This window comes from Lachnoanaerobaculum sp. ICM7 (genome assembly GCF_000287675.1).
In the GTDB taxonomy this organism is placed as follows: Bacteria; Bacillota; Clostridia; order Lachnospirales; family Lachnospiraceae; genus Lachnoanaerobaculum.
Map to the genome: position 1 here is coordinate 59401 of NZ_ALJL01000005.1, position 25373 is coordinate 84773.

General features: G+C 33.2%; 19 protein-coding genes, 3 pseudogenes and 1 riboswitch. Of the genes and pseudogenes, 3 read left to right on the forward strand and 19 right to left on the reverse strand.

All coding sequences use genetic code 11. The features are described 5' to 3' along the window. Positions 1-22: 22 nt before the first annotated feature. From cbiQ to HMPREF1140_RS01165, 11 genes and pseudogenes are all read right to left on the reverse strand, one after another. Positions 23-823 carry a cobalt ECF transporter T component CbiQ gene (gene cbiQ / locus HMPREF1140_RS01120; RefSeq protein ID WP_009662061.1) on the reverse strand — a complete coding sequence of 267 codons (801 nt, stop codon included), beginning with the start codon at positions 821-823 and terminating at the stop codon, positions 23-25. Between the two features lie 230 nt (positions 824-1053). Then, positions 1054-1239, reverse strand: a riboswitch (cobalamin riboswitch). Positions 1240-1275: 36 nt separating this feature from the next. Continuing rightward, positions 1276-2616 carry an FAD-dependent oxidoreductase gene (locus HMPREF1140_RS01125; protein ID WP_009662065.1) on the reverse strand — a complete coding sequence of 447 codons (1341 nt, stop codon included), beginning with the start codon at positions 2614-2616 and terminating at the stop codon, positions 1276-1278. A 79-nt stretch (positions 2617-2695) separates the two neighbouring features. Next, complete coding sequence (locus tag HMPREF1140_RS13985) at positions 2696-2947, reverse strand: BrnA antitoxin family protein (RefSeq protein ID WP_314099485.1); 252 nt, start codon at positions 2945-2947, stop codon at positions 2696-2698. Further along, a pseudogene (locus HMPREF1140_RS13990) lies at positions 2933-3358 on the reverse strand (hypothetical protein); the annotation flags it as partial. The gene HMPREF1140_RS13985 and the pseudogene HMPREF1140_RS13990, both read right to left, overlap by 15 nt. A gap of 189 nt (positions 3359-3547) precedes the next feature. After that, a complete protein-coding gene (locus tag HMPREF1140_RS01135; protein WP_009662067.1) occupies positions 3548-4477 on the reverse strand; it encodes a site-specific integrase in 930 nt (309 codons plus the stop codon). Between the two features lie 60 nt (positions 4478-4537). After that, positions 4538-7717: a type I restriction endonuclease subunit R gene (locus tag HMPREF1140_RS01140; protein ID WP_009662090.1), complete on the reverse strand. Its 3180-nt coding sequence runs from the start codon at positions 7715-7717 to the stop codon at positions 4538-4540. A gap of 200 nt (positions 7718-7917) precedes the next feature. Then, positions 7918-9063 (reverse strand): restriction endonuclease subunit S, encoded by a 1146-nt coding sequence (locus tag HMPREF1140_RS01145; RefSeq protein ID WP_330370033.1) that lies wholly within the window; start codon positions 9061-9063, stop codon positions 7918-7920. Positions 9064-9179: 116 nt separating this feature from the next. After that, positions 9180-10400 (reverse strand): restriction endonuclease subunit S, encoded by a 1221-nt coding sequence (locus HMPREF1140_RS13130; protein WP_009662047.1) that lies wholly within the window; start codon positions 10398-10400, stop codon positions 9180-9182. Beyond that, entirely contained in the window at positions 10393-12975 is a 2583-nt protein-coding gene (locus HMPREF1140_RS01155) for a type I restriction-modification system subunit M (protein ID WP_009662102.1), read from the reverse strand. The genes HMPREF1140_RS13130 and HMPREF1140_RS01155 overlap by 8 nt, the downstream gene beginning before the upstream one ends. Before the next feature lie 545 nt (positions 12976-13520). Beyond that, a complete protein-coding gene (locus tag HMPREF1140_RS01160) occupies positions 13521-13811 on the reverse strand; it encodes a hypothetical protein (protein ID WP_009662089.1) in 291 nt (96 codons plus the stop codon). A gap of 567 nt (positions 13812-14378) precedes the next feature. After that, a pseudogene (locus HMPREF1140_RS01165) lies at positions 14379-15227 on the reverse strand (KilA-N domain-containing protein). Between the two features lie 208 nt (positions 15228-15435). Between HMPREF1140_RS01165 and HMPREF1140_RS01170 the strand changes: the two are divergent. Beyond that, on the forward strand, positions 15436-16467 hold the full coding sequence (locus HMPREF1140_RS01170; protein ID WP_009662072.1) for a DUF3137 domain-containing protein: 1032 nt from the start codon (positions 15436-15438) through the stop codon (positions 16465-16467). A gap of 119 nt (positions 16468-16586) precedes the next feature. Here the strand turns inward: HMPREF1140_RS01170 and HMPREF1140_RS01175 are convergent, their stop codons facing one another. From HMPREF1140_RS01175 to HMPREF1140_RS01195, 5 genes are all read right to left on the reverse strand, one after another. After that, entirely contained in the window at positions 16587-16826 is a 240-nt protein-coding gene (locus tag HMPREF1140_RS01175; protein ID WP_035619658.1) for a hypothetical protein, read from the reverse strand. A 113-nt stretch (positions 16827-16939) separates the two neighbouring features. Next, positions 16940-17395 carry a GNAT family N-acetyltransferase gene (locus HMPREF1140_RS01180; protein ID WP_009662091.1) on the reverse strand — a complete coding sequence of 152 codons (456 nt, stop codon included), beginning with the start codon at positions 17393-17395 and terminating at the stop codon, positions 16940-16942. A 48-nt stretch (positions 17396-17443) separates the two neighbouring features. Continuing rightward, the gene (locus HMPREF1140_RS01185) at positions 17444-18235 is read right to left on the reverse strand and encodes a CPBP family intramembrane glutamic endopeptidase (RefSeq protein ID WP_009662083.1); all 792 of its coding nucleotides are present in this window, start codon (positions 18233-18235) and stop codon (positions 17444-17446) included. Then, positions 18232-18717: an NADAR family protein gene (locus HMPREF1140_RS01190; protein ID WP_009662095.1), complete on the reverse strand. Its 486-nt coding sequence runs from the start codon at positions 18715-18717 to the stop codon at positions 18232-18234. The genes HMPREF1140_RS01185 and HMPREF1140_RS01190 overlap by 4 nt, the downstream gene beginning before the upstream one ends. A 101-nt stretch (positions 18718-18818) precedes the next feature. Beyond that, complete coding sequence (locus tag HMPREF1140_RS01195; protein WP_009662098.1) at positions 18819-19934, reverse strand: PDDEXK nuclease domain-containing protein; 1116 nt, start codon at positions 19932-19934, stop codon at positions 18819-18821. 182 nt (positions 19935-20116) lie between these two features. Between HMPREF1140_RS01195 and HMPREF1140_RS13140 the strand changes: the two are divergent. After that, a pseudogene (locus HMPREF1140_RS13140) lies at positions 20117-20785 on the forward strand (transposase); the annotation flags it as partial. An 883-nt stretch (positions 20786-21668) separates the two neighbouring features. Further along, positions 21669-22043, forward strand: coding sequence for a DUF3137 domain-containing protein (locus HMPREF1140_RS13655; protein WP_242822849.1), 375 nt, complete (start codon positions 21669-21671; stop codon positions 22041-22043). A gap of 357 nt (positions 22044-22400) precedes the next feature. Here the strand turns inward: HMPREF1140_RS13655 and HMPREF1140_RS01210 are convergent, their stop codons facing one another. From HMPREF1140_RS01210 to HMPREF1140_RS01220, 3 genes are all read right to left on the reverse strand, one after another. Further along, the gene (locus tag HMPREF1140_RS01210; RefSeq protein WP_009662084.1) at positions 22401-23537 is read right to left on the reverse strand and encodes a YcjF family protein; all 1137 of its coding nucleotides are present in this window, start codon (positions 23535-23537) and stop codon (positions 22401-22403) included. Next, positions 23537-23728, reverse strand: coding sequence for a hypothetical protein (locus HMPREF1140_RS01215; RefSeq protein ID WP_009662109.1), 192 nt, complete (start codon positions 23726-23728; stop codon positions 23537-23539). The genes HMPREF1140_RS01210 and HMPREF1140_RS01215 overlap by 1 nt, the downstream gene beginning before the upstream one ends. 564 nt (positions 23729-24292) lie before the next feature. After that, positions 24293-25373: IS110 family transposase (locus tag HMPREF1140_RS01220; RefSeq protein WP_009662106.1), on the reverse strand; the 1081-nt coding region annotated here is incomplete at its 5' end.

A 25373-nucleotide genomic window follows, 5' to 3' on the forward strand; every position in this document is an offset into this window, starting at 1 on the left:
TTCCCCATTCTGATATATTCTGTTAAATATTGAATCCTAATGTAAAAAGCCATATAAGAAACATAAATAAAATGCTTATAAAAACAACAAAAATATGATTTTTATTCAAACTCTTCTTATCTTCAAGAAAATTCAAATCGCCGTCAAAGCATCTGGCTTCCATTGCGGTATAGTAAGCATTAGCCTTTTTTAAAGATACTACCAAAATATTGCTTGCTATATTTCCGAATGTAGAAATTGAAGTCTTAAAATTATGATATCCCATCCTGGACATTGCGGAGTTTTTCATATTTGAATAGCTTTCAATAAGTATAAATATAAATCTGTATATAAGATTCATAAGCTCAATTATAAGCTTCGGAACATGAAGTTTTCTTAGAGCATTAATTATTTCATATGGCATGGTTGAAAGAATCAATCCTTGCATAACACTTACACATGCTAAAACTTTAATAATCAGTTTGGCAGTTTCAATCAATTGATCCTTTGAAGTATAAATATAGAAAAAACCTATCTTTATATGAAATTCTCCCATATATTCAGCTGAAATCCCCAAAGCAATTCCTATACTCGCCAGGATAATAAAGCTTAAAGGTGTAAGAAGAATGGAAATATATTCTTTAAAATCCATACCTCCAAGACTTACAGTTAAAAAAAACATTAAAAAAAGTACATATCCGGATACAAAAATATTATTGAATATTATTGTTAAAATAAGAGTTAATAAAGCAGATATAAGTTTAAACTCCGGATTGATACTTTTAAGCTTTGATTTAAAAGCATATAAATCTATTGAGAAATATCCGCCATGTTGATGTGCCATATAAATTCCCTCAAAAAAATAACTGCCTACAAGGTATAACAGGTTCCGCTCTAAATAAACCTGTTGATCCCTTGCAAGCAGCTAATATTAGTAAATTAACCACATTTTTAGAAAATCAAAATACAAGCAAACATAATCAGTCATAAAACAAGTAAAATGGTGTCCTAAAACAATAAACCGTCATAAATAAAGGCTTTTGGGATCGTAAAACCGGTCTTTGCTTATACAAAATAAGCATATATTACATAGATGTATCCTGACTTAAATTCTAATAAAACTTATTAGAAGACCCAACCTTCCCATTTTATAAAACAGTGGTAAAAAAGAGTCTATTAATTATCACAGTAGCGTCCCTGTGCGGGATTTTCACCCGACTTCCTATGCAAAGCATAAAATCTATGTACTTGTTAAAGATTATCATAATATTTCATTAAAATCAAGATTTTTAAATATTACATTGCAAATAAGTCATTCAGACTTTCTGACATTGTAGGATGTGTAAATATAAAGTTTGCTATATCCTTTGCCTTGATACCATGATCCATTGCAAGCTTTATAAAGTTGATCATTTCATATGACTCTTCACAGAAAAGCTCTGCACCCAGAATAGTTCCGTCCGATGCAACCAAAGCCTTCAACAGTCCATCAGTTTTTCTTAAAACCTTAGCCTTTGGAATCGCATTAGCGCTGAGGCTTAAAACTTTGTATTCCACTCCTGCCGCCTTTGCATCCTTTTCACTCATTCCCACTCTTGAGAACGGAGGATTTATAAATACCGAGTATGAGAATGCACCTCTGTTCTCAGTAGTTCTCTTATCCTCTCCCATTATCTCATCCCAGATAATTCTGCTGTCATCAAGTGAAATATATGTAAACTGAAGCTTACCGCAAACATCACCTGCCGCCCAGATATTATTTGCACTTGTCTTTAAATGCTCATCTGTAACTACGCCACCTCTGTCAGTGAGCTTAACTCCCGCATTTTCGCATCCAAGGCCGTCAGTATTAGGTCTACGACCAACAGCAAGTAAAATTGCATCAGATTCCAAAGTCTTTGACTCTCCTGCAACCTCATAATATAATTTGCCTTCTTCGGCTTTGGTCACCTTAGCGCCTGTAACTATCTCTACAGACTTCGCTTCCAATACTTCACGGATAGCCTTAGCAATATCCTCATCTTCTCTAGGTAAGAATTCATCACCGTCTTGAACTACAGTTACCTTACTTCCGAAATCTGCATACATAGATGCAAACTCCAGTCCGATATATCCTCCACCTACAATAGTAAGTCTTTTCGGTAATTCTTCAAGATTCATAATAGACTCTGATGTATATACGCCTTTACTGTCGGCTCCTTCAATCTTAGGTATTACTGTAACAGATCCGGTATTTATAATAAACTTCTCAGCTTCAATTTCCACATTTCCGTCTTTAGTTGAAACAATTATATGATGGTCATCTTTAAATGACGCCATACCGTCAATTATATCAACTCCTGCACCTGCTATCTTATCATAATTTGCCTTATTAAGAGCAGCTATAAGTTTTTTCTTTTCAGCTACCGCCTCCTGGTAATGCTGTGCTTTTTTATCAAACTCTCCTGTTGGAGATTTTGATGCATCCGTTATAAGACGCTTTGAAGGAATACAACCTACATTAATGCAGGTACCTCCATACATATTTTTATCTTTCTCAATTAAAGCAACACTCTTACCGGATATACTGAATTTTGCGGCAAGTGTCTTTCCCGCTTTACCAAAACCGATAACAACTATATCATAATTAGCTTTCATAAGCTTTACTTCCTTTCAATTTGATTTTATATTATTATACACCCAATTTTATACAATTGAAATACTTAAAATTAAATAATTATTTCCAACTGATATCAAGTTTCCTCTTCTCTCTCACACACTCCGTCAAATATAGATTAATCAATGTTTGATACGGAATACCTGTTTCTACAGCTTCTTCTTTAAAATAGTCTATAACCGTTGGCGATATCTTTATAGTTACCTGTTTCTTAAGTTCTTTAATGTATGGATTTTTTATAGCTTTACTAAAATCAAATTCCTTTTCAAGAAATTCATCTCTCATAGATTCACTCATGATAAAATACTCCATATCCCCACTGTTCCAAATATACATAATAGCGGATACAGGATTTTTCCCTTCCTCCCAAAGCCATCCTGAATAAGTAGTTGAATTTCCAAAGTAGCCTTCTGTAATAATCTCAAACTCAGAATTTTTATGAACTTCCATAAATTCCTTTAAAGAAATACTATTTCCCGTAAAACGTCCTTTCCCTAAAGTTTTATTAAAAATCAACATACTGCATAGGCTCAAATCGCAATCTTTAAAACAAACTTCACCTGTATATTCTCTTTCTTCATTATCGATATATCTAAATAATGTATCCAACCTTAGAGTAAGCATTTTATTATGGAATTTAAATTCCTTTACCCTGCTGTTTTGGAGACTGAAAATAATATTACTATGTCTGTCATATATAAATTTATTAAAATTTTTGTCCATAATTTACCCCTGAATGAATCTATAGCCGCAGATTATTTTATTCTACTGTCTACTTATCTTGAATCTGCAATGTCTTATAATTATTATACATTATTCTATTAAACATTGGTGTTAGATTTTAAATATACAACAACAGTCCTCCATCGGTCACAAAACTATATTACAGGCACTCCTATATACAATACTTCTTTACAAAAGATTTGAAAGCGACCTCATTACAAGGTCAATATCCTGATTTTCAAGCTCCTGTATCACATGTAAATATGTTTTCTGTGTGGTAGTCATACTTGCATGTCCGAGCCTTCTTGCTACACTGGCGATAGATACTCCGGCATATAGTAAAATAGAAGCATGTGTATGACGAAGCCCATGTACAGAGATAACCGGAATATTCAGCTTTTTACAGTACCTCACCAAAATATCATTAACTGTAGAGTTATAAACCTTATTATCTCTTACAAATATAGGCTTATCTGCCGGAAGATCCTTTACAAGTGTGGCAAATTGCATCACCACCTGCCAGTCAATCTGTATCTTTCGCACTGACGACTTGTTTTTTGTAGGTGAAAAACCACCGCCTTCCTTATAATTCCAGGTCTTATTCACCGATACTGTCTGATGTGCAAAATCAAAGTCATTCGGTGTAATTGCAAGACCTTCTGAAAATCTCATTCCGGTCTTTGCCAAAAGTAAAATAAACCAGTCCCAACTCACCTCATCTTCAAGAGTCAAGCTCTTTAAAAGACTGTGAAGTTCAAACTGGTTCAAATACTTGATTTTCTTATTTGACGGAATCTTACCTTTGATAATAACTTTCCTGGTAGGATCCCTTGGAACAAGTCCCTCATCTACCGCATCCAGTATAGCTCCCTTTAACTGGTGGTGAAAATCCATAGTTGTCTGACGCTCATGCTCCTTGGCATAATCATTAATAATCTGTTGATATTCAACCCTTGAAATATCACATAGGCGAAGCTGTGGAGCCAGCTTCTCAACCCATATAAGACTCATCTTATACTTTGATAAAGTCACATCCCTGATAGCACCTTCCTTATATATTGCTATCCATTCTTTATAAAAATCTTTCAATAAATCTGTTGATTGAAAATCCTTAGGCATATCTCTCCTTCCTACCGATGAAGGACCTGCCTAAGGATATTATAAATCTTTGATATTAAATTATTCTACATCTTCATTATCCGGATCCTTAATATCTATATCATATAAAATATAGTCTCTCAACAATTTTTCAGCATTATTTCTAACTACAAATGGAGGAAGTTTCTTTCCCTCAAGCTTCGTATAATATTCCGTTGCAGGCTCATTTGCTATAGATTTTTTCAATGCATCGTATCTTCCGAACTCATCAAGATTTGACTCTGTTACCTTGGACTTTTTGATTTCTACAAGCAGACCTTCTTCAACTCCCAGATATTTTACAAACTTTTTTATTTGTGACATTTCCTTATTTTTTGCATACATCACTATATAATCTCTAAAAGTCATATCTTTGCTAAGCTTGGCATCTCCGGATTGTATATCGTGAAGAAAAATATTTGCATACTTTTGTTCTTCCTGAGAAAGCATTGCAAAAGATTTATGAAGCTCCTCAAGTGTAGCCTCCCTCTCTTCCTTACTTACATTAGGATCATAAAGCTGTTTTTGCCACTTCTCAAATCTGGAATTCATATAATCATTATCTATAATACCTGTATTTTGCTCACTTAAATACGGATCGACAGTAAACGTAACCGCATTATCATCTACGTCTGTAGGATCTGTAGGTTTACTTAATTCCTTGTATCTTTGTAAAAGTATATTATAATCTTCTTCACTTGGAATTACTGTGATACTGCCTGTACGATTATCCTCATCATCAATTCTGATGGAATATTCTTTTATATCCCAGCTAAATCCCTGTATTTTTGCAGCCTGTAAGTACGTAGAAAATTCTCTGAAAAGCTTTGCAAACTTTGCCTTTGACTCCGTATCATCAGGAAGCTTTTGCATATCGGCAATATTTGCCTGTTTGAAAACAGCCTCCATATCCTTAAATGATATATTCATATGCTCTATATTATCAGGCAGATGATCCGCAAAAAGCCCTTGAGGTCTGTCTCCGGAATATAGCTTCATAGCATTCTCTATATTATTTTTCATTGTATGCGGCATTCTATAGTATTTTATAGAACCGAAAGGTTTTTCATTTATATTAAAAAGTCTGTTTGTTCTTGAAAATGCCTGTATAAGATTTTGATATTCCAAGATCTTATCAAGGTATAATGTATTTACCCACTTAGAATCAAAGCCTGTAAGCATTTGATTTACAACTATCAGTAAATCAAGCTGAGATTCCGCTTTCATGCGGACAAACTGTCCCTTGTGAGCAAGTCTTTCTGATACCTCCAACTTAAATTTTGCATATCTTGCAATATCCCAGTTTGTAGAATACCAATTATTATAATCATTAAGCATTTCTACAATACCGTCCTCTTTTTCCAAAGCTCTATCACCGCTTACATTATCAATAGTCGGATCAAACAGACCTGTTACCTTCAATTCAGGATATTTTTCACGGAACTTTCTGTAATAACTTATTGCTTCAGGTATGCTTGAAGTTGCAAATATGGCATGGAACTTATTATTTCGACTCAATCTAAGCCAATTTTCCTTTATATTATCAACTATACTGTACTGATACTTGTCATTTTCCCAAGCATCTTTCTTTATATAATTCTCGATACCCTTTTGATATGTGCCGTCTTCAAGTAATCTTCCAGCCATAGGTACTTCTGATACTGTCATAAACCTATAATATATCTTTTGCATCTTCGGATCTGATATAGCCTCCACCTCGGAACTTGCACTGGCCTCTTCTATAGCTACCTTTTTTCTAAGTTCCATATCAGGATATACACACACCATAATAGGATCAAATCCAAGTACATTCTTATCACGAATACCGTCTGCGATACTGTATCTGTGAAGTTCATCACCGAAGATATCCGTTGTGGTGCTCAAGCTCTTTTCATTCTCGGAAAATACCGGCGTTCCTGTAAAACCGAAGAACAGCGCATTGGGGAAAGTATTCTTTATTGTTATAAGCATGTCTCCAAATGTGGAACGGTGGCACTCATCAATAATAAATACCAACCTTTTATTTCGCATATCTTCAATATCCTTGGCACGCATTCTTCCAATCTCATCTTCCTTAATTCTACTCATCTTCTGAATAGATGAAACTATCAAAGTATTCTTAGGATCTGTACTCTTCAGCTTTGAAATAAGCATATTTGTATCATCAGTCCCTTGAACGTCATCTGCATTATCTGCAAATCCTTGATATTCTGTTAAAGACTGTGAACCCAGTTCCTTACGATCCATTAAAAATACAACCTTATCGGCATCTTTTGAATTAGCTATAAGCTGTGCCGACTTGAAAGATGTCATAGTTTTTCCTGAACCTGTAGTATGCCAAATATATCCGCCTCTTTGATTATTATCCTTCCAATCATTCCTTGATACTCTGTCGGAGATCTTATTTGATGCATAGTACTGATAACTACGCATTACCTTAAGTACACCGTCACCTCCGTCAGCTACAGTGTAAAATCCTATAAGCTGATGTGCCATAGGAATTGACAAAAGCCTTTCCACAACATCTTTCCAATAGTTAATCGGTTCATTATTTGCATCAGCCCAATGGAAATAAAAATCAGGCTTGAAATCACCATCCGGTCCCGGATTTGCAAAATAGAGTGTTTCATCAGGATTCATAGCTACAAATACCTGAACAAGTGCAAATAATCCTGTGAATACACCCTCATAAGCATACTTTTTGATTTGATTTGCCGCCTCCGCCACAGGAACACCGGATCTTTTCAGCTCAATATGAAAAACAGGCATACCGTTGATAAGAAGCATCAAATCTCCACGCCTATCCTGACGAACGCTGTCCTTTCTAAAAAACTTAGGCTGCTGCACTATCTGATATCTACTCTGTCCTGCCGCTATCTCATTTCTGTCATAAATTTTTAAACTGACCTCTTTATTGAAATGAAGCTTATCTTCAGGATTCTTCCTTGTGATAGATACAGTTTTTCCATTGATAAAACTGTTAAGTGCCAACGGGGTCTTAAGCTCTCTGATTTTTTCTATCAGTTCATCCATCTCCTCATCTATTAGAGGAATATTGTTTAACCTGTCAATATCTCTATTATTCTCAAGCAATATATCAGCCCAGTTTCTTATAAGGTCTTTTTCAGTATAATTTTTAAGTACATTCTGCTCCCAGCCGTAGTTTTGCAACAAGTCAATGACTGCACTTTCAAAGTCCGCTTCTTTTGTAAAATAATCCATATTTACTCCAATAATATTTATTGTAAAACTAAATATCCAAGCTGTTTTTATTCAGCAAAAAATCGTATATGCTCATATTAAGTATTCCTATCATAAACAGTATTATATTTTAAAACAATATGTTTTCAAGCAATCAAAGTAATTATATTGCGTGTATACGCATTTTTCATACATAGAATTATGTGCATAATTAAACCAGTCTATTTTATACATCTTGGAGGCTTACTCTTAGCATAATCTATAATTCTATAAGCTATCGCCTTGAAAATCAGCTTATAAGGCTCCAGTTGATGAAGGGTGATAAGGTGATTGAGAGCATCAAAATATCTACCAATTATCTTCTGTTCTTGGATGTTAGATGGATAATTAAGAGTAGTTGTTTTAAGTAAATTTTTAGAGATTGATGTAACTTTTATGCCCTGCATTAAAGGTTTTAATTGATTATGGTAAATATTCGAATTTAAATAAAACCCCAAATATCCATATGCAAATTTATTAACCGGTCTTAATGGAATAGTGTGTAATCCTGAAATAATATTGTGATCTACTATTCCACTTATTTCTATACATTTACCAACTGTTTCATCTTCTGCTGTATCCGCAATAATAACATCACCATTCTGTATATAAAATTTCTTGAACTTGTTAACTATATTTTTGTTGTCAATATATGGTAATAATTCATTAGAAACGTTTAAACACTCTCCATATTTAATTAGCACATCTCCATAATGTATACTCTGAGCAAAACCATCTTCATCATTTAGTTCTTCTCTTGAAAGAGCATTGTTTCTTAGATATATAAACACTTCACCATGCTTACGCTGTTCCCAATATAAAGTACAATTTACTATCGCCTTAAAAATATACTCAAAAGACTTACTTTGATGAAGGGTGATAAGGGTATCAAGGTTCTTGAAATACAAGCCAATTTTCTTTTGTTCCTCAATAGATGGCTCTCCGTATACTTTTTCACCATAGTCCTTAAAATAAATATGTGGAATTGTTGAACCAAATGTTTTAGTATTCCAATCTATTCTATTCAATGTAGCATATAGAAAATCCAAGTCACTGTTATTAACAGTTAATGCCCCCATAGTACCTATAAATGCAGTGTTTTTAGATAATTTTCTCGTTCTTCCAACTCCTGCACCATCCTTGATAATTGTGATGTAATCTTCATCTATAACAAATTTATCAGTCTTGCCTATAACTTGATTAGCATCATATAAATCATATTTCCCTTCCTCTTTACAATCTTTAACTGTAAGAGATGATGACTTATAATCAGCAAAATATTTAAGCTTACGCTGTTCCCAATATATCGTGCCTTTTCTACAAAATATTTTCTACTATTTTAATAAAATAATAGGAAATATGGATTTTATGACTTAATGTTAAATAAAGTTATAGTTTTTTATCCTTCAAAACACTTATATACTTAATAAATCTATTTAACAAACTATACAAACATACTTTCTAGCATTGATTTCTTTATTTTTTGTAATTTTTCCAACTTACTTTGATGAAGGGTGATAAGGTGGTCGAGGGACTTTATCAATATTGCAATCTTATCCTGTTCTTTTCTTATTGGACATCTGATAAATATGGATGTATATTCTTGAAATGATATATTCAAAAGCCCATCCATCCTTGCGCCTGATGAAACTATTTTTCTAAGTTGATTTTCTACGTTTTTACCATTTAAAGTATGCTCTAAAAATTCAGGATTATCTTCTAATGCAAGAAAACAATGGTATACGAATGGTATACGGATATTAGCTGCCCTTGTTAAAGCAAAACAAGATCCAAACGGCCTAATCTTAGAGGCACCATGATTATAAGCCAATTCCCACCTTTTTAGTAATATGTACTTTTTTAAACTCTTCCCTGCATTATCAGTTGAATATCTTTCCGATTGTTCAATAAAGCCATCATTAGCTGTTATCATCATTACAGGAGCATTAGAATTTTCATCAACTCTATTAACCTCTTTAACTATCTCCCCAAGCTTACGCTGTTCCCAATCTTCAATAAATCCTGAAAATCTTATTTTTGGAGTTTTTTCTCCATTTTGTGGAAAAAAATTTTCAAGCATTGATTTTTTAATAGTTTTTAGTTTTTCAAGCTTTCGTTGATGAAGGGTGATAAGGCGGTCGAAGGTAGAAAATAACACTCCAATAATATGCTGTTCACCTATAGTTTTAGGTATCATCAATTGCATATTTCCCATTTGTCTACCGGACACCTCGGCAAAAGTAGATCCAGCTCCTACAAGTTCTCCATATTTCTTTAACTCCTCTGTTCGTGAGAAAATAAAATAAGAATCAAGTTTATTACTATAAGGTACAATTGACTGAAATCCTTGATTTGTACATCCCTTTTTTGCTAGAATAGCAGTTTTTCCAATACCTGCACGAGAAGTGAATAAGACTGTACCTTCAGGTAACATTTTTGCAGAGCTATTTTCAAATCCAAGTTCTGTAATCTTTCTTTGACTTCTATCCACATATATTTGATCAATAATTTCAGCTGGTGAATACCAATCTATATTTCCATCCCAATATTCTAAATTCAACGTACTTGGTGTTCCTCCACCAATAATATCTGCTAACTCCCCAAGCTTACGCTGTTCCCAATCTTCTTCAAAGCCCTTAAATCTTATCCTTGGTACTCTACTCATCTATACCTCCCAAGAGCTTTATCAGCTCATTGATGCCTTCCATATCTTTCTCCGATCCGGTAAGCTCTGATAGCATACTTGCAAGTGACTTTTCTGTTTCCTTGATTTCTTTTTCAAGATCATCCATAGTTACAGCATACTTTGTAGAAAGTGCTTCCACATCCTTTGTGAAGGCCTTTAGCATATCATTTGATAAATCAAGTATTCCGTTATAAATAGGGCTTGACCATTTTTTGTGCAAAAGATTATTTATCTCTTCCTCTGATAAGTTCTCTATCTTAGCTTTTGTCTCTAAATGAAGTTCATCTTCTCCCTGCTTTATTTCAGTCTTTAGCTTTTTCTCTTCGTTATTCAGTTTTTCAACTTTTTCCAAGGATTCTATAAGCTCTTTTGAATCACCGTCAGCCTTTAAAGATTTTACAACAGCCTTTATATTCTTAAATACAAAAGCGTCATTGGTATCATTTAATGCTTCCGATATAATTTCCTTATCATCTTCACTCAATGATTCCAAAATCTCCTCATATGAAGACGGTATTTCAGCCAACTTTTCCTGCTTCTCTTTTAAATCTCTTTTTCTTTCAGAAAGACAAATCTCCTGTACCAAATCAAATGGCAGTATATGTCCCTTCCATCCCTCTTGTACTTCTACATCCTTGCCGTTCTTTTTCTTTACGACCATATTGGGATCTACCTGTGTTACAGCTTTTATCCCCTCTGTCTGTATAAGCTCCAAATCTCCTGATATTTCAATAAATTTATCTTCAAATATCTCATATGCTCCATACGGATCAATCAGTGTGTTATCTACAAATCGCATAAAGATATTATTGGCAATAATCTCCTGAGTCTTTGGTATATTTATAGTTGTTGCGTTGGCTATTAGTATACTATCCAAGTATGCTCCCAAATCACCAAATCTCAACATATGATTTTTTATAAATTGCAATACATCCTTATTGTTTTTTATCGTCTCTCTTATATTCTCAGACTTTAATGATAAATAATCTTCTCCGGCAAAAAGTTCTCCTTTAAGTGAAGGGAATACCTCCCAGTATTTATCAAACTTTCCAAGTTCAGCTTCAGGGATTCCACCAAACATTGAAGCATATATATCATAGCTTTCTGCTGCTTCAGACGAATCCACATAACGAGGAATATTCAAGTTGTAGTCATTGGCACGAATATCTTCAAGACTTACTACTTTAGAATATTTTTCTACATTCTTTCTTTCCTTTATCGTATCAACTATTTTTCTTATATCACATGCACGCAGCTTATTGTTCTTACCTTCTTTTGTAAATCCTTTGGAAGCGTCTATTATAAGTATATCTGTATTTTCTCTCTTTTGTCTAAGTACCATCACTATAGTAGGTATACCTGTTCCGAAGAAAATGTTTGCCGGTAATCCGATTATGACATCTATATTGTTCTGTTCTATCAAATTTTTTCTGATATTGCCTTCTTCACCACCTCTAAAAAGTACACCATGTGGCAGCACTATAGTCATTATTCCATTCGGCTTTAGATGATACAGGTCATGCAAAAGGAAGGCATAGTCAGCCTTTGATTTTGGAGCTATTCCATATCTTACATATCTTGGATCACTGTCTTTTCCTGTAGGATCCCATTTTAGTGAATAAGGCGGATTTGATACTACAGCATCCACATACAGCGGTTCATATGTACTATGCGGATCCGACTCATCAAAGTACGGCCAGTCCTCTTCCAAGGTATCTCCATTTCTTGTCAATATATTTGCAGGAAGTATGCCACGCATTACCAGATTCATTCTTGTTAAGTTATATGTATTAGATTTCAACTCCTGTGCATAATACTGTATCCTATTAGCATCATCCATATACTTTGCAGTAGTTTTTCCTATATTTATAAGCAAGCTGCCGCTTCCCGATGTCGGATCATATATTTTAATTGTATCACGACCTTTTAAATGTTCCGCTATAATTTCCGACATCAAAAGAGACACCTCATGAGGTGTATAGAATTCTCCTGCCTTCTTTCCTGCATTTTCTGCAAAGTTGGAGATCAAGTATTCATAGATAAATCCCAAAACATCATAGTCCTGTTTACCGTTCATCGGAATTTCATTGATAAGCTGAATCAGATCACTTACAGCCTTTGTCTGTGACTTTGTATCTGCACCAAGCTTTGAAAGTCCTGTTTCAAGAGTTGTAAATACTCCCTCAAACAGTTTTTTATGTGATGGTGATATATTTCTGTTAAATGACGACAATCCTGTTCGAACATTGTCAACTGAGAAATCAGATCCCATATTTATCCAAGTTGAAAACAAGTCCTTATATGCTATAAAATATCCCAAATCCTGCTTTAGACTTGACATACTTGAGTAACTGTCATCCGCCTCTTCATTTACATATTCCTTGATATTATCCGCATCATAACCTCTATTATACAGATCCTGCTCTTCTTTGTCTGAAAGATACTTATAAAAAATAAAGCCCAATATATAATCCTTATATTCATTGGCTTCAATCTTTGATCTCATTTGATTTGCAGACTCCCAAATCTTTGCCGCAAGCTGTTGTTTATTCATTTTACTTCCCCATTATCCCTTCATATGCACTATAACTTTAACTAAGTAAAAGTACTAAAATATATTATATATTATTTCTTTTAAATAGATAGTCATTTTAAGGCAAATGCTGATAATATTTTGGCCGTTTAAAAGAGGTTATACTCTACCGGCTCAGTTGTCAAAATTTTAGTTTGTCACTCTGTTTGCTTTCTATCGACCTATATATTCAGTACCCAGTTTTATTTAACTAGACAAACAGATATTCTACCAATCAATTTTAATTTCCGCATTTTTAATTTTGTTGTATATTTCTTTTTCTTTATTTTTCTTTCCGCGTGAAGATGTAGATGGAGCTGGATTCCACAGTAATGCCTTTGTTAAAAATGCAAACTTTACCTCAGAAAAATTAACAGAATCATATTCTCCCCTTTCTTTAGAAAATGTATCAGCATTTATACATAAAAATATAAAGTTATCATGTTTTTTATATATCGCTCTATACTTTTCACTATTTTTATCCCTTCCAATTTCATAAGAAAAAGCCTTTTTAGTAAATGTAGTATCTACTGAAATTTTTTGGGTTCTAGTCGCATCAAATCAAGTATGTCTTTAAGTTCTTTATTAATATTATAGCTACTGCCAACTTGCACGCACTTGTACTTCTCATCTTTTCTTCTACAAAAAATAGCCCACAACCCTTTTTCTGTTTTTACATTTGGGTTATATTCCTTTATACTCTTATAAACTTGATTTATTTCTTCATTATCAATATTTTTGTCAAAGTAACATATTTCTTCAACATACGGTTTAATCTTACACAAATCTTCAATATTTTTTATTCCATTATCATCCATAGCTACATTTCACTTTCTTCTCCAGACTGGAATTTGTTTAAACTTGCTTTAATCTTTTCATTTGTTGATTCAATAAATGCTATCACTATTGCTCCTACCATAAGAAGTCTATAATGGCTAAACAAGAAGCTAATAACAATCCGGATATATCTATTCCAATTTCTCCGTAAACGAAATAAGCTACTTCTACAAGTATGCAGAATACCATAACGATATATAGCAATGTCGTTCCTATACCAAGCTTGAATATCAGAAAAACTAACACAACTGATAAGATAATACTAATAGGGAATAGGATAATTTTTAATATAAATCACATACACTACCTTTTTTTCACTTGAGCTTATGTGCCGCTTACAAACATTATTTTGGTAGATATCGGTTCTAAGCAACACGTGCGTTATCAGTTTCATTGATTTTTAACTTTAGCAGAAGCTTCAAACCTCTTAATTTCGTTAAAACATTTGCCTCTGTAATTATTATTTATTCATTTTACTTCCCCATTATCCCTTCATATGCACTATAACTTTAAGTAAAAGTCCTAAAGTATATTATATATTATTTCTTTTACTGGTCTTTATTTTCTATACTAAGCAATCCATCATCATTTAATCTTTCTAAAGATAGAAGCTGTGTCCTTGCCAGTTTTCTAAGCTCCACCATTCTCTCTTTTTAATCCACACCTTTTTCAATCAGAATAGCATTATAGCTTTCCATATTTGCAAGTACCAAGAGTTCATTAAGGCTTGCATAATCTCTAATATTGCCTTTTAAGCTCGGATTCTCCTCTCTCCACTGTTTTGCCCTTTTACCAAAAAGTGCTACATTGAGTATATCTGCTTCACTTGCGTACTTATATGATAATTGTTCACTAGTAAGATCTGCCAAAAGATAAGTTTTAATCGCATCGGTATGAATTCTATAATTGATTTTTGAAATCTCTCTGTGTAAGTTCCACGAAATAGATAGTTTTGAGTTTTCATCATTTTTTAATCTTTTGTAATCTTGAATAATATATAACTTAAATTCAGGAGAAATCCAAGAAGCAAACTCCATTGCTATATCATAATGTGCATAAGTTCCACCATATCTCCCTGATTTTGATATGAAACCAATAGCATTTGTAGAATCAATCCATTTTTGAGGAGTCATTGTGAACCTATTAAGTCCTGCCTCATTTCTAAACGTGTCGAATTGCACACGGTTAAAATCAGCATTGTTCAGAGCTTCCCATAAACCTATAAATTCTAATGTGTTCCTATTTCTCATCCAGTTCTGAATGACAAATCTTGGATCGTCCGTATTCTTATACCTCGCAATATCCGTTAAACTGATATAGTCATTCTTAAAATCTTCTGTATAAATTTGTATAGAAAATCCCTTTGCTTCTATGGTATCTTTCTTTTGTTTTGGCATCATTTACTCCTTTCTACCTAAGCATTACTGACAGTTATCTATGCCCAATAAATCACTTTGAGCGTAGAATTTTTTAATTCTACTGTCTACTTATCTTGAATCTGCAATGTCTTATAATTATTATACATTATTCTATTATATATTGGGCTTCTATTTGTTATAATATGAGCAAGAAAATGAAATTAGTTTATAAAAAAGGAAAACAATAATGGAAATGAATTTAAACCCTGAAGAAATACAGAAAATAAATAATTTATGGAAAACCTCACGATTTCAGCGCAGTTGGAGAGCCGTCCAAAATATCATCAATTGTAAAGATAATGTTACGAATTATTTTGTTAGGAATATTATTCTTATATTTATAAGCGTTATTGTCGGTATAGGCTTTTTCTTTTTGGAAGAACAAGGCATACTTCCTGACAGTGTTTTAATAGATAAGCTTATGAAGTTCATTGTAAGACTGATTCTTTTTCTTATAGCACTACAAATTATAAGTGTCCTGATTTATAGCTTTATAGGCCCTAGTTGGGAAGAAAAGCAAAGAAGCAAACTGCGTGTACTTTACGAGAGTGAAATCCTTGAACCGATACTACAAACCATTTATCCTTCAGCAAAAATTGACACAGAACATGATATTTCTCCGAGTAATGTAGAAGAGGTGGTTCCTGCTGCAAAATACTATATCCAATCAGGAATAATTAAGCTTAACAATGAAAAGGATATTGAAATAGTAGATTTGTATGCATACACTGTTTCAAAAGGATTAGCTACCGGAAAGGATGAGATAAAGCACCTTCATGAGATTACGGGCTTTATAGGACAAGTTTACTCTATAAAGAATACAAATTCTTTAAAAGGAAATTTGCGTATTGTTCCAACAAAGCATTTCCTTAATATTGAGACTACAGGAGGCTATCTTGGTGCCATGTCAGGTGGTAAAAAAATCAATGTAGACGATTTATGGCACAACGAGCACTACAACATCTATTGTACTGACGAACAATCGGCAAGGATGTTCTTAACACCTAGCGTTATTGATTGGTTTAACAACGATACTTCGGACTGTGGACTTTCTCTATACAGCAACGAATCTCGCATTTATATTGCAACTTATAATAATAAACGTCTTTTTGCAGCACCAAGAAACAAAGATAGCCTTCGATCATGGAGTATAGAAAAAGCAGCAAGGAATATAAAATATGCTATTACATTTGCAGAGAAAATAGCTGAGATTATATAAGTATCAAAATAAATATGAGTTAAAAAACGGTCACAAAACAGGAAGTATTCCGGTTTTGTGACTTTCTCGTTTTAAAAATATTGTGAATTATAATTTTACAATATTTTCAAATCCGGAATTTATATACCTATTTCCTGTAAGTTTATATGTCTTCCATTTAAATCTGTAATCTCAGCCTTTTCATCCTCAGTAAGGTTTTCAATAAAAATACACCATTCATTAGGGTATCCACCTACAAATTCCATTTTGGGAATATTAATTTGACTTGGATTTTTCGCAAATAAACATAATCTGTTATCACCCCAAAATCTTGTGAGCGTTAAGATCTGTTTATCGTATATAACATCTATACCTTTCAATTTTATCTCCGTAAATTTTAATTTATAAATTTCCAGTTTCTACAAACTGAAATTTGCTATCTTTAAAATATTTGCGTTACTGCCACTATCTTATCTTTGCTAAGTCCATTTAATTATCTGAACTTTTTCATAATATACTTTAATTTGGGATTTTCAATCACTTCATAAATCTCAAAACCCAGCTTATCATATACTCTCTTTGCACTTTTATTAAAGTCAAATACCGTCAAAGATATACTTTGAATATTCTCATCTTTAAAGATAAAATCTATAAATTCTTTCAAAGCCTTTGTTCCAAGACCGGATCCTGTTTTTGTAGGATTTAATACAAATCTACCTATGTGAATGTTATCTTCTTCGACTCGCACCTCTTGTATCATTCCGATAAACTCTTCTTCATTAAAGATAGAAAATTTATTTTCCAACTTTTCTATTTTTTCATAAGTTAACGGAAATGAAACTTCAGATCCCATCCATTGCTCTTGAAATATCGCTCCTCTTTCATTTGACCACTTGCATAAAAGTAAAATATTATCTTTATCGATACCTTTTACAAATCCAATACTCATAGCAATCCCCAATATTTTGCAATATACATACTTCACCTCTTTATAGTTTTAATTATATCGATTTAACAATTTAAGTTTTATGAAAAATAATGCGGTCAAAACAATATTTATAATTGTAACAATAATACTTGCTTCTATCTTATATTCTCCACCTGATAGAAGTGTGTTTTGTGAAGACATCAAGGTGAACATATGAGGATAATCCTCTGCCAAATTTACACATCCAAGAAATATTGCTCCAATTATATTCCATACTGCATGAACCATAATTGGAGCAAGCAGAGTTCTTTCTGTTTCATACAATATTGTGGTAAACAGGCACATCGTAATGACATTTAAAACAGGGATAAATCCTGCTTCAAAAGCACCCAAATGCATAGCTGTAAATAATACTGTACTAACAAGCACAGCCACAAAAATATTGTAATCTTTTTTCAAAAGCTTATAAATATACCCTCTCACAAGCAGTTCCTGCATGACCACATTTATAAATGCAGAGGTAATCCATAATAAAATAAAACTAATTGTATTCTTTTCAGCAACAATTAGCTGCTTTGAAAATATAAGAATTGTACTCGGAATACCAATCCATAAAAAACCGACTATTGTTCCTGTTAAAATTCCTTTAGCAATATTTTCATTAAATAGAATTTTTGTAGACATATTTTCAAATAGCATAAATACAATAGTAAAGATCAACATAAATACAAGAGGTATCAGCTCTGCAAAAAATCTCCAAACAGCCGGTGTATTGCTTGGAACATCAACTATTCCTGATAAAACCGCCCATCCTATAAAGAATATAATTATTTTAAAAGTTGTTTTAAAAAACTTTTTCATAAAAAACACCGAAGTTCTTCTCTCACCAACATCAACGCAAATCCCAAAAGATTCTCTCCTCTCCACTTTTCCATATCCCATCTGTTTACATCTTTCATGGAAAGACCTATTCCCCAGATTTTATCCTGTACGGCACATTCTGCAAGTATGTCATTACCTGTATTCAGAAGTCTTTTCTTTAAATCTTCATTCCGAGAAAACTTCTCAAGCAAGCCTTTGTATATAATAATCTGCCTTACTCCGTTCCAATACGTATCATTATAATTTGAAACCTGTCTTCCAAGAGCTTTTATTTTTGAAACATCTGTAGTTTCTAAAATTTCCTTTGCAATTTTGGTATCATTAAAAACAATAGCCTTTTTATACATCATATACTGTTCCATTGATGAAAACTGTATCGAATCTACTTTAAACTCTGAAAGATACCAATTACTTAAATATCCGTTTTCTTCGTCCGGGTTATGAAAACATCTTATGTTCATTTTCCTCACCTATTATCAGTTATTTTATACAATACTATCATAAAAATGACGATTAGTGAGTTTTCCTAATTGTCATTAGTCAATATATATTTCATTCTTTTTTAATTATCAGAGTCTATTTCTTTGACCTTTTTCTCTATTTCTTCAATACTTGGCAAACTGCTTCTATATTCTGCTTCAAACAACTTAGTAATCTCGTATTTGCTTATACCTATAGGCTGTGATATTTGTTCTAATGAATATTCGCAAACAATATCATTTTTATCTTTACAAATCAGAAGTCCAATAGTAGCATTATCTATATCTGTTTTCAATTCTCTATTCACAGCCGTTACATAGAAATTAAGTTGTCCTAGATGTTCCGGCTTAAACTTTTCTGCTTTCAGCTCTATAACAATGTAAGAATGAAGATTTAAATTATAGAAAAGCAAATCTATATAAAAATCATCTCCATTTATATTTAAGTGATACTCTTTACCGATATAGGCAAATCCCTCACCAAGTTCAAGCAAAAAATCAGAAATTTTATCAACCAGTTCTTTTTGTAATTCTCTCTCATCGTATCCTTCACGGATTGTAAGAAAGTCAAAATTATATGGATCTTTTAATGTCTGTCTTGCAAGATCTGATTGTAAAGCAGGTAACCTTTTTTCAAAGTTTGTTATAGATTTTCCTTCTCTAACATATAATCCACTTTCTATTTGATGTTCAAGTACATTCCTGCTCCACCCGTTATCAATGGTTTTATTAACATAATAGATGGCTTCATCAATGGTTTTGCACTTATTTATTATTCTTTGATTATGCCCCCATGGTATCTGTTTGATATTGTTAATAACTCTTTCATCAAATTTGGCTACAGGCTGTAGACCTTTTGAATTGCTGTCATTATTTTCTATTTCAACTACACCTTGCAAACCTTTCGTATAAAATGAATACCATCTTCTGATATACTTAATATTTGTTTCGGAAAAACCTTTCATATCAGGAAACTCTTTTTGTAAATCTTTAGCTAGCGATTTTATAAAGGCATCTCCCCATGAATGTTGTCCTTGTTTTTTTACAATGTATTCTCCCAAAGTCCAATACAAATCTAACAACTCGTAATTTACCTTTATTGCAGCTTTGAGTTGACTACTTCTTACTTTCTCTTTTAACTCTAACAATAGCTTTTTATATTCACTATCACTTTTGATAGATATATTTTTATTATCCAAAGGTCGTACCTCCTTATTTGTAATATTTAATTATACCAAATTTAGTGATATTTTTCATCTTCAGGTTTTCGTTAAATTGCTTTTACAAATTGTTATTGTATTATTTTTAATCATAGATTATTCAGGGTAACTCCATGTAAGTGGCTGAAAGCCATATAATTACTATATTTTAACAAAATATTGCTTTCACTTATCAAGTGAATAAAAAGAGTGTCCATTTGTGTATAATCATTGCAGGCTATTTTGAATATTATTCTTCAGATGAACTTACAAATGATCCTGTGTTTAAAGCAGTGCTGAATAAAGATACTTTAATCACAACCAACCATTTCAAGATTTCATAATAGAATGGATGAGGATTCACTGAATCAGTTCCTTTCAATAAATCAAATTCTTCGAAAGAAAGTTTATAGCATTAAGATGCCGGAAGCTATCATTTTAGATTTGGACTCAACACTTCTTAATGCCTATGGCAAACAGGAAGGCAGAGTATTTAAGTTCCACTATCAAAGTAACGGTTACCATCAACTTGTTTGCTATGATGGAATCACAGAAGATTTGCTTAAAATTCAGCTTCGCGATGGAACTCAGTATTCAAGCACAGTGGTTGTAGACTTTCTACAGCCTATACTTGATTTTCCGGAAATTTTAATTGGTTTAGACGATTGGCGTTATCTATAAATATGAGAAAACAACGCATTGATACTGTCCGTTTAAAACTGATTAAGCTTGCTGCAAAAATAATTCGTTCAGCGAGATATATGATATTCAAGCTGTGTAGCAGTTGCCCCTATAAGGATGAGTTCTATAAGACCCTATCCAATATCAGCAAGCTATTTATACAGCTTGAATATCAACTAATAATGAACCTTGAGAGCTTAATAACTACTCAAAAACTCTACCTAGGGGAAGTCTGCCCATTTTTAGGTGTATTAAGTCAGTTATAGTGTCATGAATCAAGTTTGAAGATTTACAGTACGTTTTTTAATGTAAATATTACGCCATGAACAATTCAGGTTAAATTATGTTATACTTAAAAAGTTCGAAACAAAAATATTGATATTTGTTTATAAAAATAATGGAGACAATAGTGGAAATAACTTTAAGTCTGGAAGAAATACAGAAACTAAATAATCTATGTAAAACATCACGATTTAAGAGTAGTTGGAGAGCTGTCAAGAATACTGTCAATTGTAGTCAAAGAGTTAAAAATTATTTTGTTAGAAATATTATTCTTCTATTTTTTTGCTTTACTGTCAGTAGCGGTTTATTCTTATCAAAAGATCTGGGACTCCTTCCGGACAATATTTTTGTAGATAAACTTATTATGCTAATTGCTAGGCTAATTCTCTTCCTTTTGGTACTTCAAATCCTAAGTGTACTTATTTTTGCGTTTATTAGTCCGGGTTGGTAATCAAATCAAAGAGCCAAACTACGCAGACTTTACAAAAGAGAAATTCTTGCACCAATCCTGCAAATCATTTGTCCTTCAGCAAAAATTGACATAGAAAATGATATTTCTCCAAATAATGTAGAAGAGGTAGTTCCCGTTGCAAAATACTATATTCAATCCGGAACACTTAAAGTCAACAATGAAAAGGATCTTGAAATAGTGGATTTATATGCACACACTATTCCAAGAAGATATCACCATGAAAAAAATATATTGATGATATTACCAATTTTATCGGACAGGTCTATTCGACAAAAAATACTCACTCTTTAAAAGGAACTTTGCGTATCGTTCCTACAAAACATTTCTTTAACATTGAGACCACCGGAGGCTATCTTACTACCATGTCCGATGTCAAGAAGATTAATATAGATGATGTACAGTACGACAAGCACTATAACACTTACTGCACGGACGAACAATCAGCCGTAAGATTCTTAACTCCAACTGTTATCGAATGGTTTAACAACAATATTTCAGACTGCAAACTTTCCTTATACAGCAATGAATCTCGTATTTATATTGCAGCTTATAATAAGCGTCTTTTTGCACCACCAAAAGACAACGATAGTCTCAGATCATGGAGCATAGAAAAAACGGCAAAAAATATAAAATATGCCTTAGCCTTCGGTGACAAAATAACTGAGATTATGTAATCCTAAAAATAAGTAAACATAAATAAAAGTCATAGAACCGAAAAATCAGTATTCCGGTTCTGTGACTTTTCTCTTATTTATTTGATAAAAAGAAAGTATCGCCTACATTTTCTTCCCATAACTTTATTTTTAGTCTTTTCTTCCTTGTCTCCAAGACTTAAATATATCAGACTTGTCATGGGGTATTATTATTTATATATTCTTCCCAATTATTGAACCATACAGATGGAGAAGCAGCAACTATAACAATGAATCACCTGTAGTTATTTACCTAGTTATGTATTAATATGATTTTATGAAGATAGTATTTGTAAATTTATTATTATCATAACTAATATTTATGAGTTTTATATTAAGTCAGTTTCTCTTTAATTCTAATTGATTCAAAAACAAGTCTGACATTACTTTCTTTCCCTTTTCACTACCTAAATCTTCAACTTTCATTTCTCCTTTAAAAACAAGTTCCATAACACGAATATATGCCTCTCCCAAAGCAGCTGTAATGACTCCAGCTGTTCCTGCGGAAATAGCCCCTCCTGCAATACTACCTACTCCTGGAATAAGCTTTAAAATATTTGAAACAACAGTTTTTCCAAGTACTGTCGCTCCACCTGCTCCAATGGTAGATGAAATAAGTCCTGTAATTATACTTTTATTTACATTAAAGCCAAATACTACAGTTATAGATGCAATCATTGTTACTTGGGTTGGTATAAGTACTGCAGCATCAGCAAATGGTATAGGTGCTGCTCCAGCGGTTACTGCCGCAGCCATCGCTGTTGCTACCACAGCCTGTGCATATTTTTTTTTTGCTTCTAAGTTTGCAATCTGTACATGTTGTAAAGTATCTTGCAATTCATCCGGTAATGCCTCTCCCATAACACTTATTAAATTATCCAAACCATATGCTTTTGCTATGCCCAAATCTTCTATTTCATAATCATCTGCTAAAACAGGTATGATCTGAACAACATCTAAATTCTCTAGTAAAAGCATCTGCCTCATTTCCTGAGCTTTCTTTTTTGAAAAAGACTGCGTCAAAACAATGATAATAGGTACCTGGGTTGTCTGATTTTCCTTAGATATTTCTTTTAACCATTCTATTTCCTCTGGTTCTATTCTATTTGATGCTGTATTTATACAATACCAAACACAATGTATTATATTATTTATGTCTTTGCTTGCGAATCCTTTATTTATCAGGTTTACAATTTCTTGTTTTACTTCTAATTGAACTCTTTTACCCAATTCAAATCCACGAGTATCATAGATTGTAAGCGGTATATCCTTTTTGGTTAATTTTCTCATATGTGGAGTAATTGGTTTACCTATACCGGTTTCTGCTAAATTTTCTTTAAAGACTGAATTTATTAACGTACTCTTACCTACACCTGTTTTTCCTGCAACTATTATATTCAATTTTTTAAGATTTTTAACTTTTTCAGCAATTAAATTGATAGCCTCTTGTGCTATCTTGTCTATATTAATTTCCATCACTGCTCTTCCTTTTCTTTAATCTTAGGCTCTATATTTATAAAATCAATATCTCTGGCAGAATTTGTTTTTTTATAAATCTTATTGCTGCATTTTCTCATAATTTCAGGAATAACCACGCAACCTACTGCTGTAAACAATATTCCACCCAAAATATGTAACACCTTTTTACTTATATTATCTCTTTTCATTATTATCCTCTTTTATATCTACAAGTACTCAAAATATTTCATTACTATTATACTTTTTAATAATTATTAAGTCAATTTTCAAAGTAAGATAAATTGTACTTACCATAGAATTTATATATTTATTCAACCTTACCCTCTCCATATAATCAAGTGTTTTTTTCAATAAATTTAATACTTTTTGATACCTGTCATTGAATAGAACTAAGGTTATGGAGTGATCTTTACCTCATACAGGGCAGATATATAGTAATAATGGGTGCACCAAATAAAACGTCATCACTATTCATTCTAAATGACCTCGATGTGTACCCATCACTATATGGCAGCTCACATCTCATGTCCAACAGGATCATCCTCCTTACGGTGGGTCCTCACTTCCTTCGTTATGCCTGTCCATAACCAGGGTACCAGCTTAGCTATTCATCAGGGTCATGCCCTCCGGAGAAAATTCCTGCCGGCTACCAGCTCATTCTTTGTACTTTCATCACTGATCTAAACACTCCGATCACAGCACCTTTCGGTGGACGCTTCCTGTAATCATTATGGTTGTTCTTTATTGCTCAGTTATGCAGCCTTTAACTGCTCTCCAGGATGTCGAATATCTTTCAACATCTTTGATGCATCATAACTGATTCCCTTGGTAAGGATCACATGGAATACTCTTATCAGCTTACATGCTACTGCTATCAGTGACTGCATCTTTTTTAATGGATTCTTTTCCCTGGTGGTATAATACCTATGGATTTCTTTGAATTCTTCATTCTTTCCCACCACCGATATCGCTGCCTCGAAAAAAAGATATCTGAGACGCTTGCGTCCTCTTTTGCTTATCTTTGTCTTTCCATTATGCTTGCCGGAGCTATCTGCCACCAGTTCCAATCCTGCCAGTTTCTGAAGTTCTTTCGTGCTATCGAAGCGCGTGATATCACCAACTTCTGCTATGAAACCAGCTACGGTTGTTATTCCTATACCTTTTATTTCAAGCAGCTTATCCGCATACCTGACCTGTTGGCACAGTTCTTTGATCAGGTCATTGACCCGTTCAAGGCGTTTTGTCTGGAGTTCATAATCCTCTATCAGATCCTGTATCTCCATCCTAGCTTCTGTAAGACCTGCTTTTAATCCTATGCTTTTCATGGCTGCATTCAGAATCAGCATAGCCTTCTTATGCCCATTTCCTCGGAGTTTAGCGTCTTTCCATATCTTTATGATACCTTCCACTCCTAGTCTTACTATCTCCTCAAGAGTTGGTGCCTGCTTTAACACCAGCAGACCTCCCTTGGCATCTATGTGTGTATAAATCCCCTTATATTCCGGGAAATACACTGCAACCCACTTCTGCAGACGGTTCTTCGCCCTTGTCTGTTCTTCTACAAGCACAAACCGGCGGTTTGACGCATTCCGCAGTTCTGCATATACACCTGTCGGCATATATGAATAAAAATATCGTCCATCCCTTACAAGCCCTGCAATAACACGAGGATCTTTTCTGTCATTTTTAGATGGACTATTGTCATCTAATTCTTTGGTCTTATGCACATGGTGCGGATTTACCATCACAAACTTTATGTTCTTTTCACCCATGAACTGCCCAAGATCAAACCAGTAGTGACCGGTTGGCTCTATTCCTACCAGTGCCTCTTTA

Bases quoted from the DNA above. Each gene is read 5' to 3' on its own strand.
- cbiQ (WP_009662061.1), bottom strand. From the start codon at position 823: ATGGCACATCAACATGGCGGATATTTCTCAATAGATTTATATGCTTTT.
- HMPREF1140_RS01125 (WP_009662065.1), bottom strand. From the start codon at position 2,616: ATGAAAGCTAATTATGATATAGTTGTTATCGGTTTTGGTAAAGCGGGA.
- HMPREF1140_RS13985 (WP_314099485.1), bottom strand. From the start codon at position 2,947: ATGGAGTATTTTATCATGAGTGAATCTATGAGAGATGAATTTCTTGAA.
- HMPREF1140_RS01135 (WP_009662067.1), bottom strand. From the start codon at position 4,477: ATGCCTAAGGATTTTCAATCAACAGATTTATTGAAAGATTTTTATAAA.
- HMPREF1140_RS01140 (WP_009662090.1), bottom strand. From the start codon at position 7,717: ATGGATTATTTTACAAAAGAAGCGGACTTTGAAAGTGCAGTCATTGAC.
- HMPREF1140_RS13130 (WP_009662047.1), bottom strand. From the start codon at position 10,400: ATGAGTAGAGTACCAAGGATAAGATTTAAGGGCTTTGAAGAAGATTGG.
- HMPREF1140_RS01155 (WP_009662102.1), bottom strand. From the start codon at position 12,975: ATGAATAAACAACAGCTTGCGGCAAAGATTTGGGAGTCTGCAAATCAA.
- HMPREF1140_RS01160 (WP_009662089.1), bottom strand. From the start codon at position 13,811: ATGGATGATAATGGAATAAAAAATATTGAAGATTTGTGTAAGATTAAA.
- HMPREF1140_RS01170 (WP_009662072.1), top strand. From the start codon at position 15,436: ATGGAAATGAATTTAAACCCTGAAGAAATACAGAAAATAAATAATTTA.
- HMPREF1140_RS01180 (WP_009662091.1), bottom strand. From the start codon at position 17,395: ATGAGTATTGGATTTGTAAAAGGTATCGATAAAGATAATATTTTACTT.
- HMPREF1140_RS01185 (WP_009662083.1), bottom strand. From the start codon at position 18,235: ATGAAAAAGTTTTTTAAAACAACTTTTAAAATAATTATATTCTTTATA.
- HMPREF1140_RS01190 (WP_009662095.1), bottom strand. From the start codon at position 18,717: ATGAACATAAGATGTTTTCATAACCCGGACGAAGAAAACGGATATTTA.
- HMPREF1140_RS01210 (WP_009662084.1), bottom strand. From the start codon at position 23,537: ATGGAAATTAATATAGACAAGATAGCACAAGAGGCTATCAATTTAATT.
- HMPREF1140_RS01215 (WP_009662109.1), bottom strand. From the start codon at position 23,728: ATGAAAAGAGATAATATAAGTAAAAAGGTGTTACATATTTTGGGTGGA.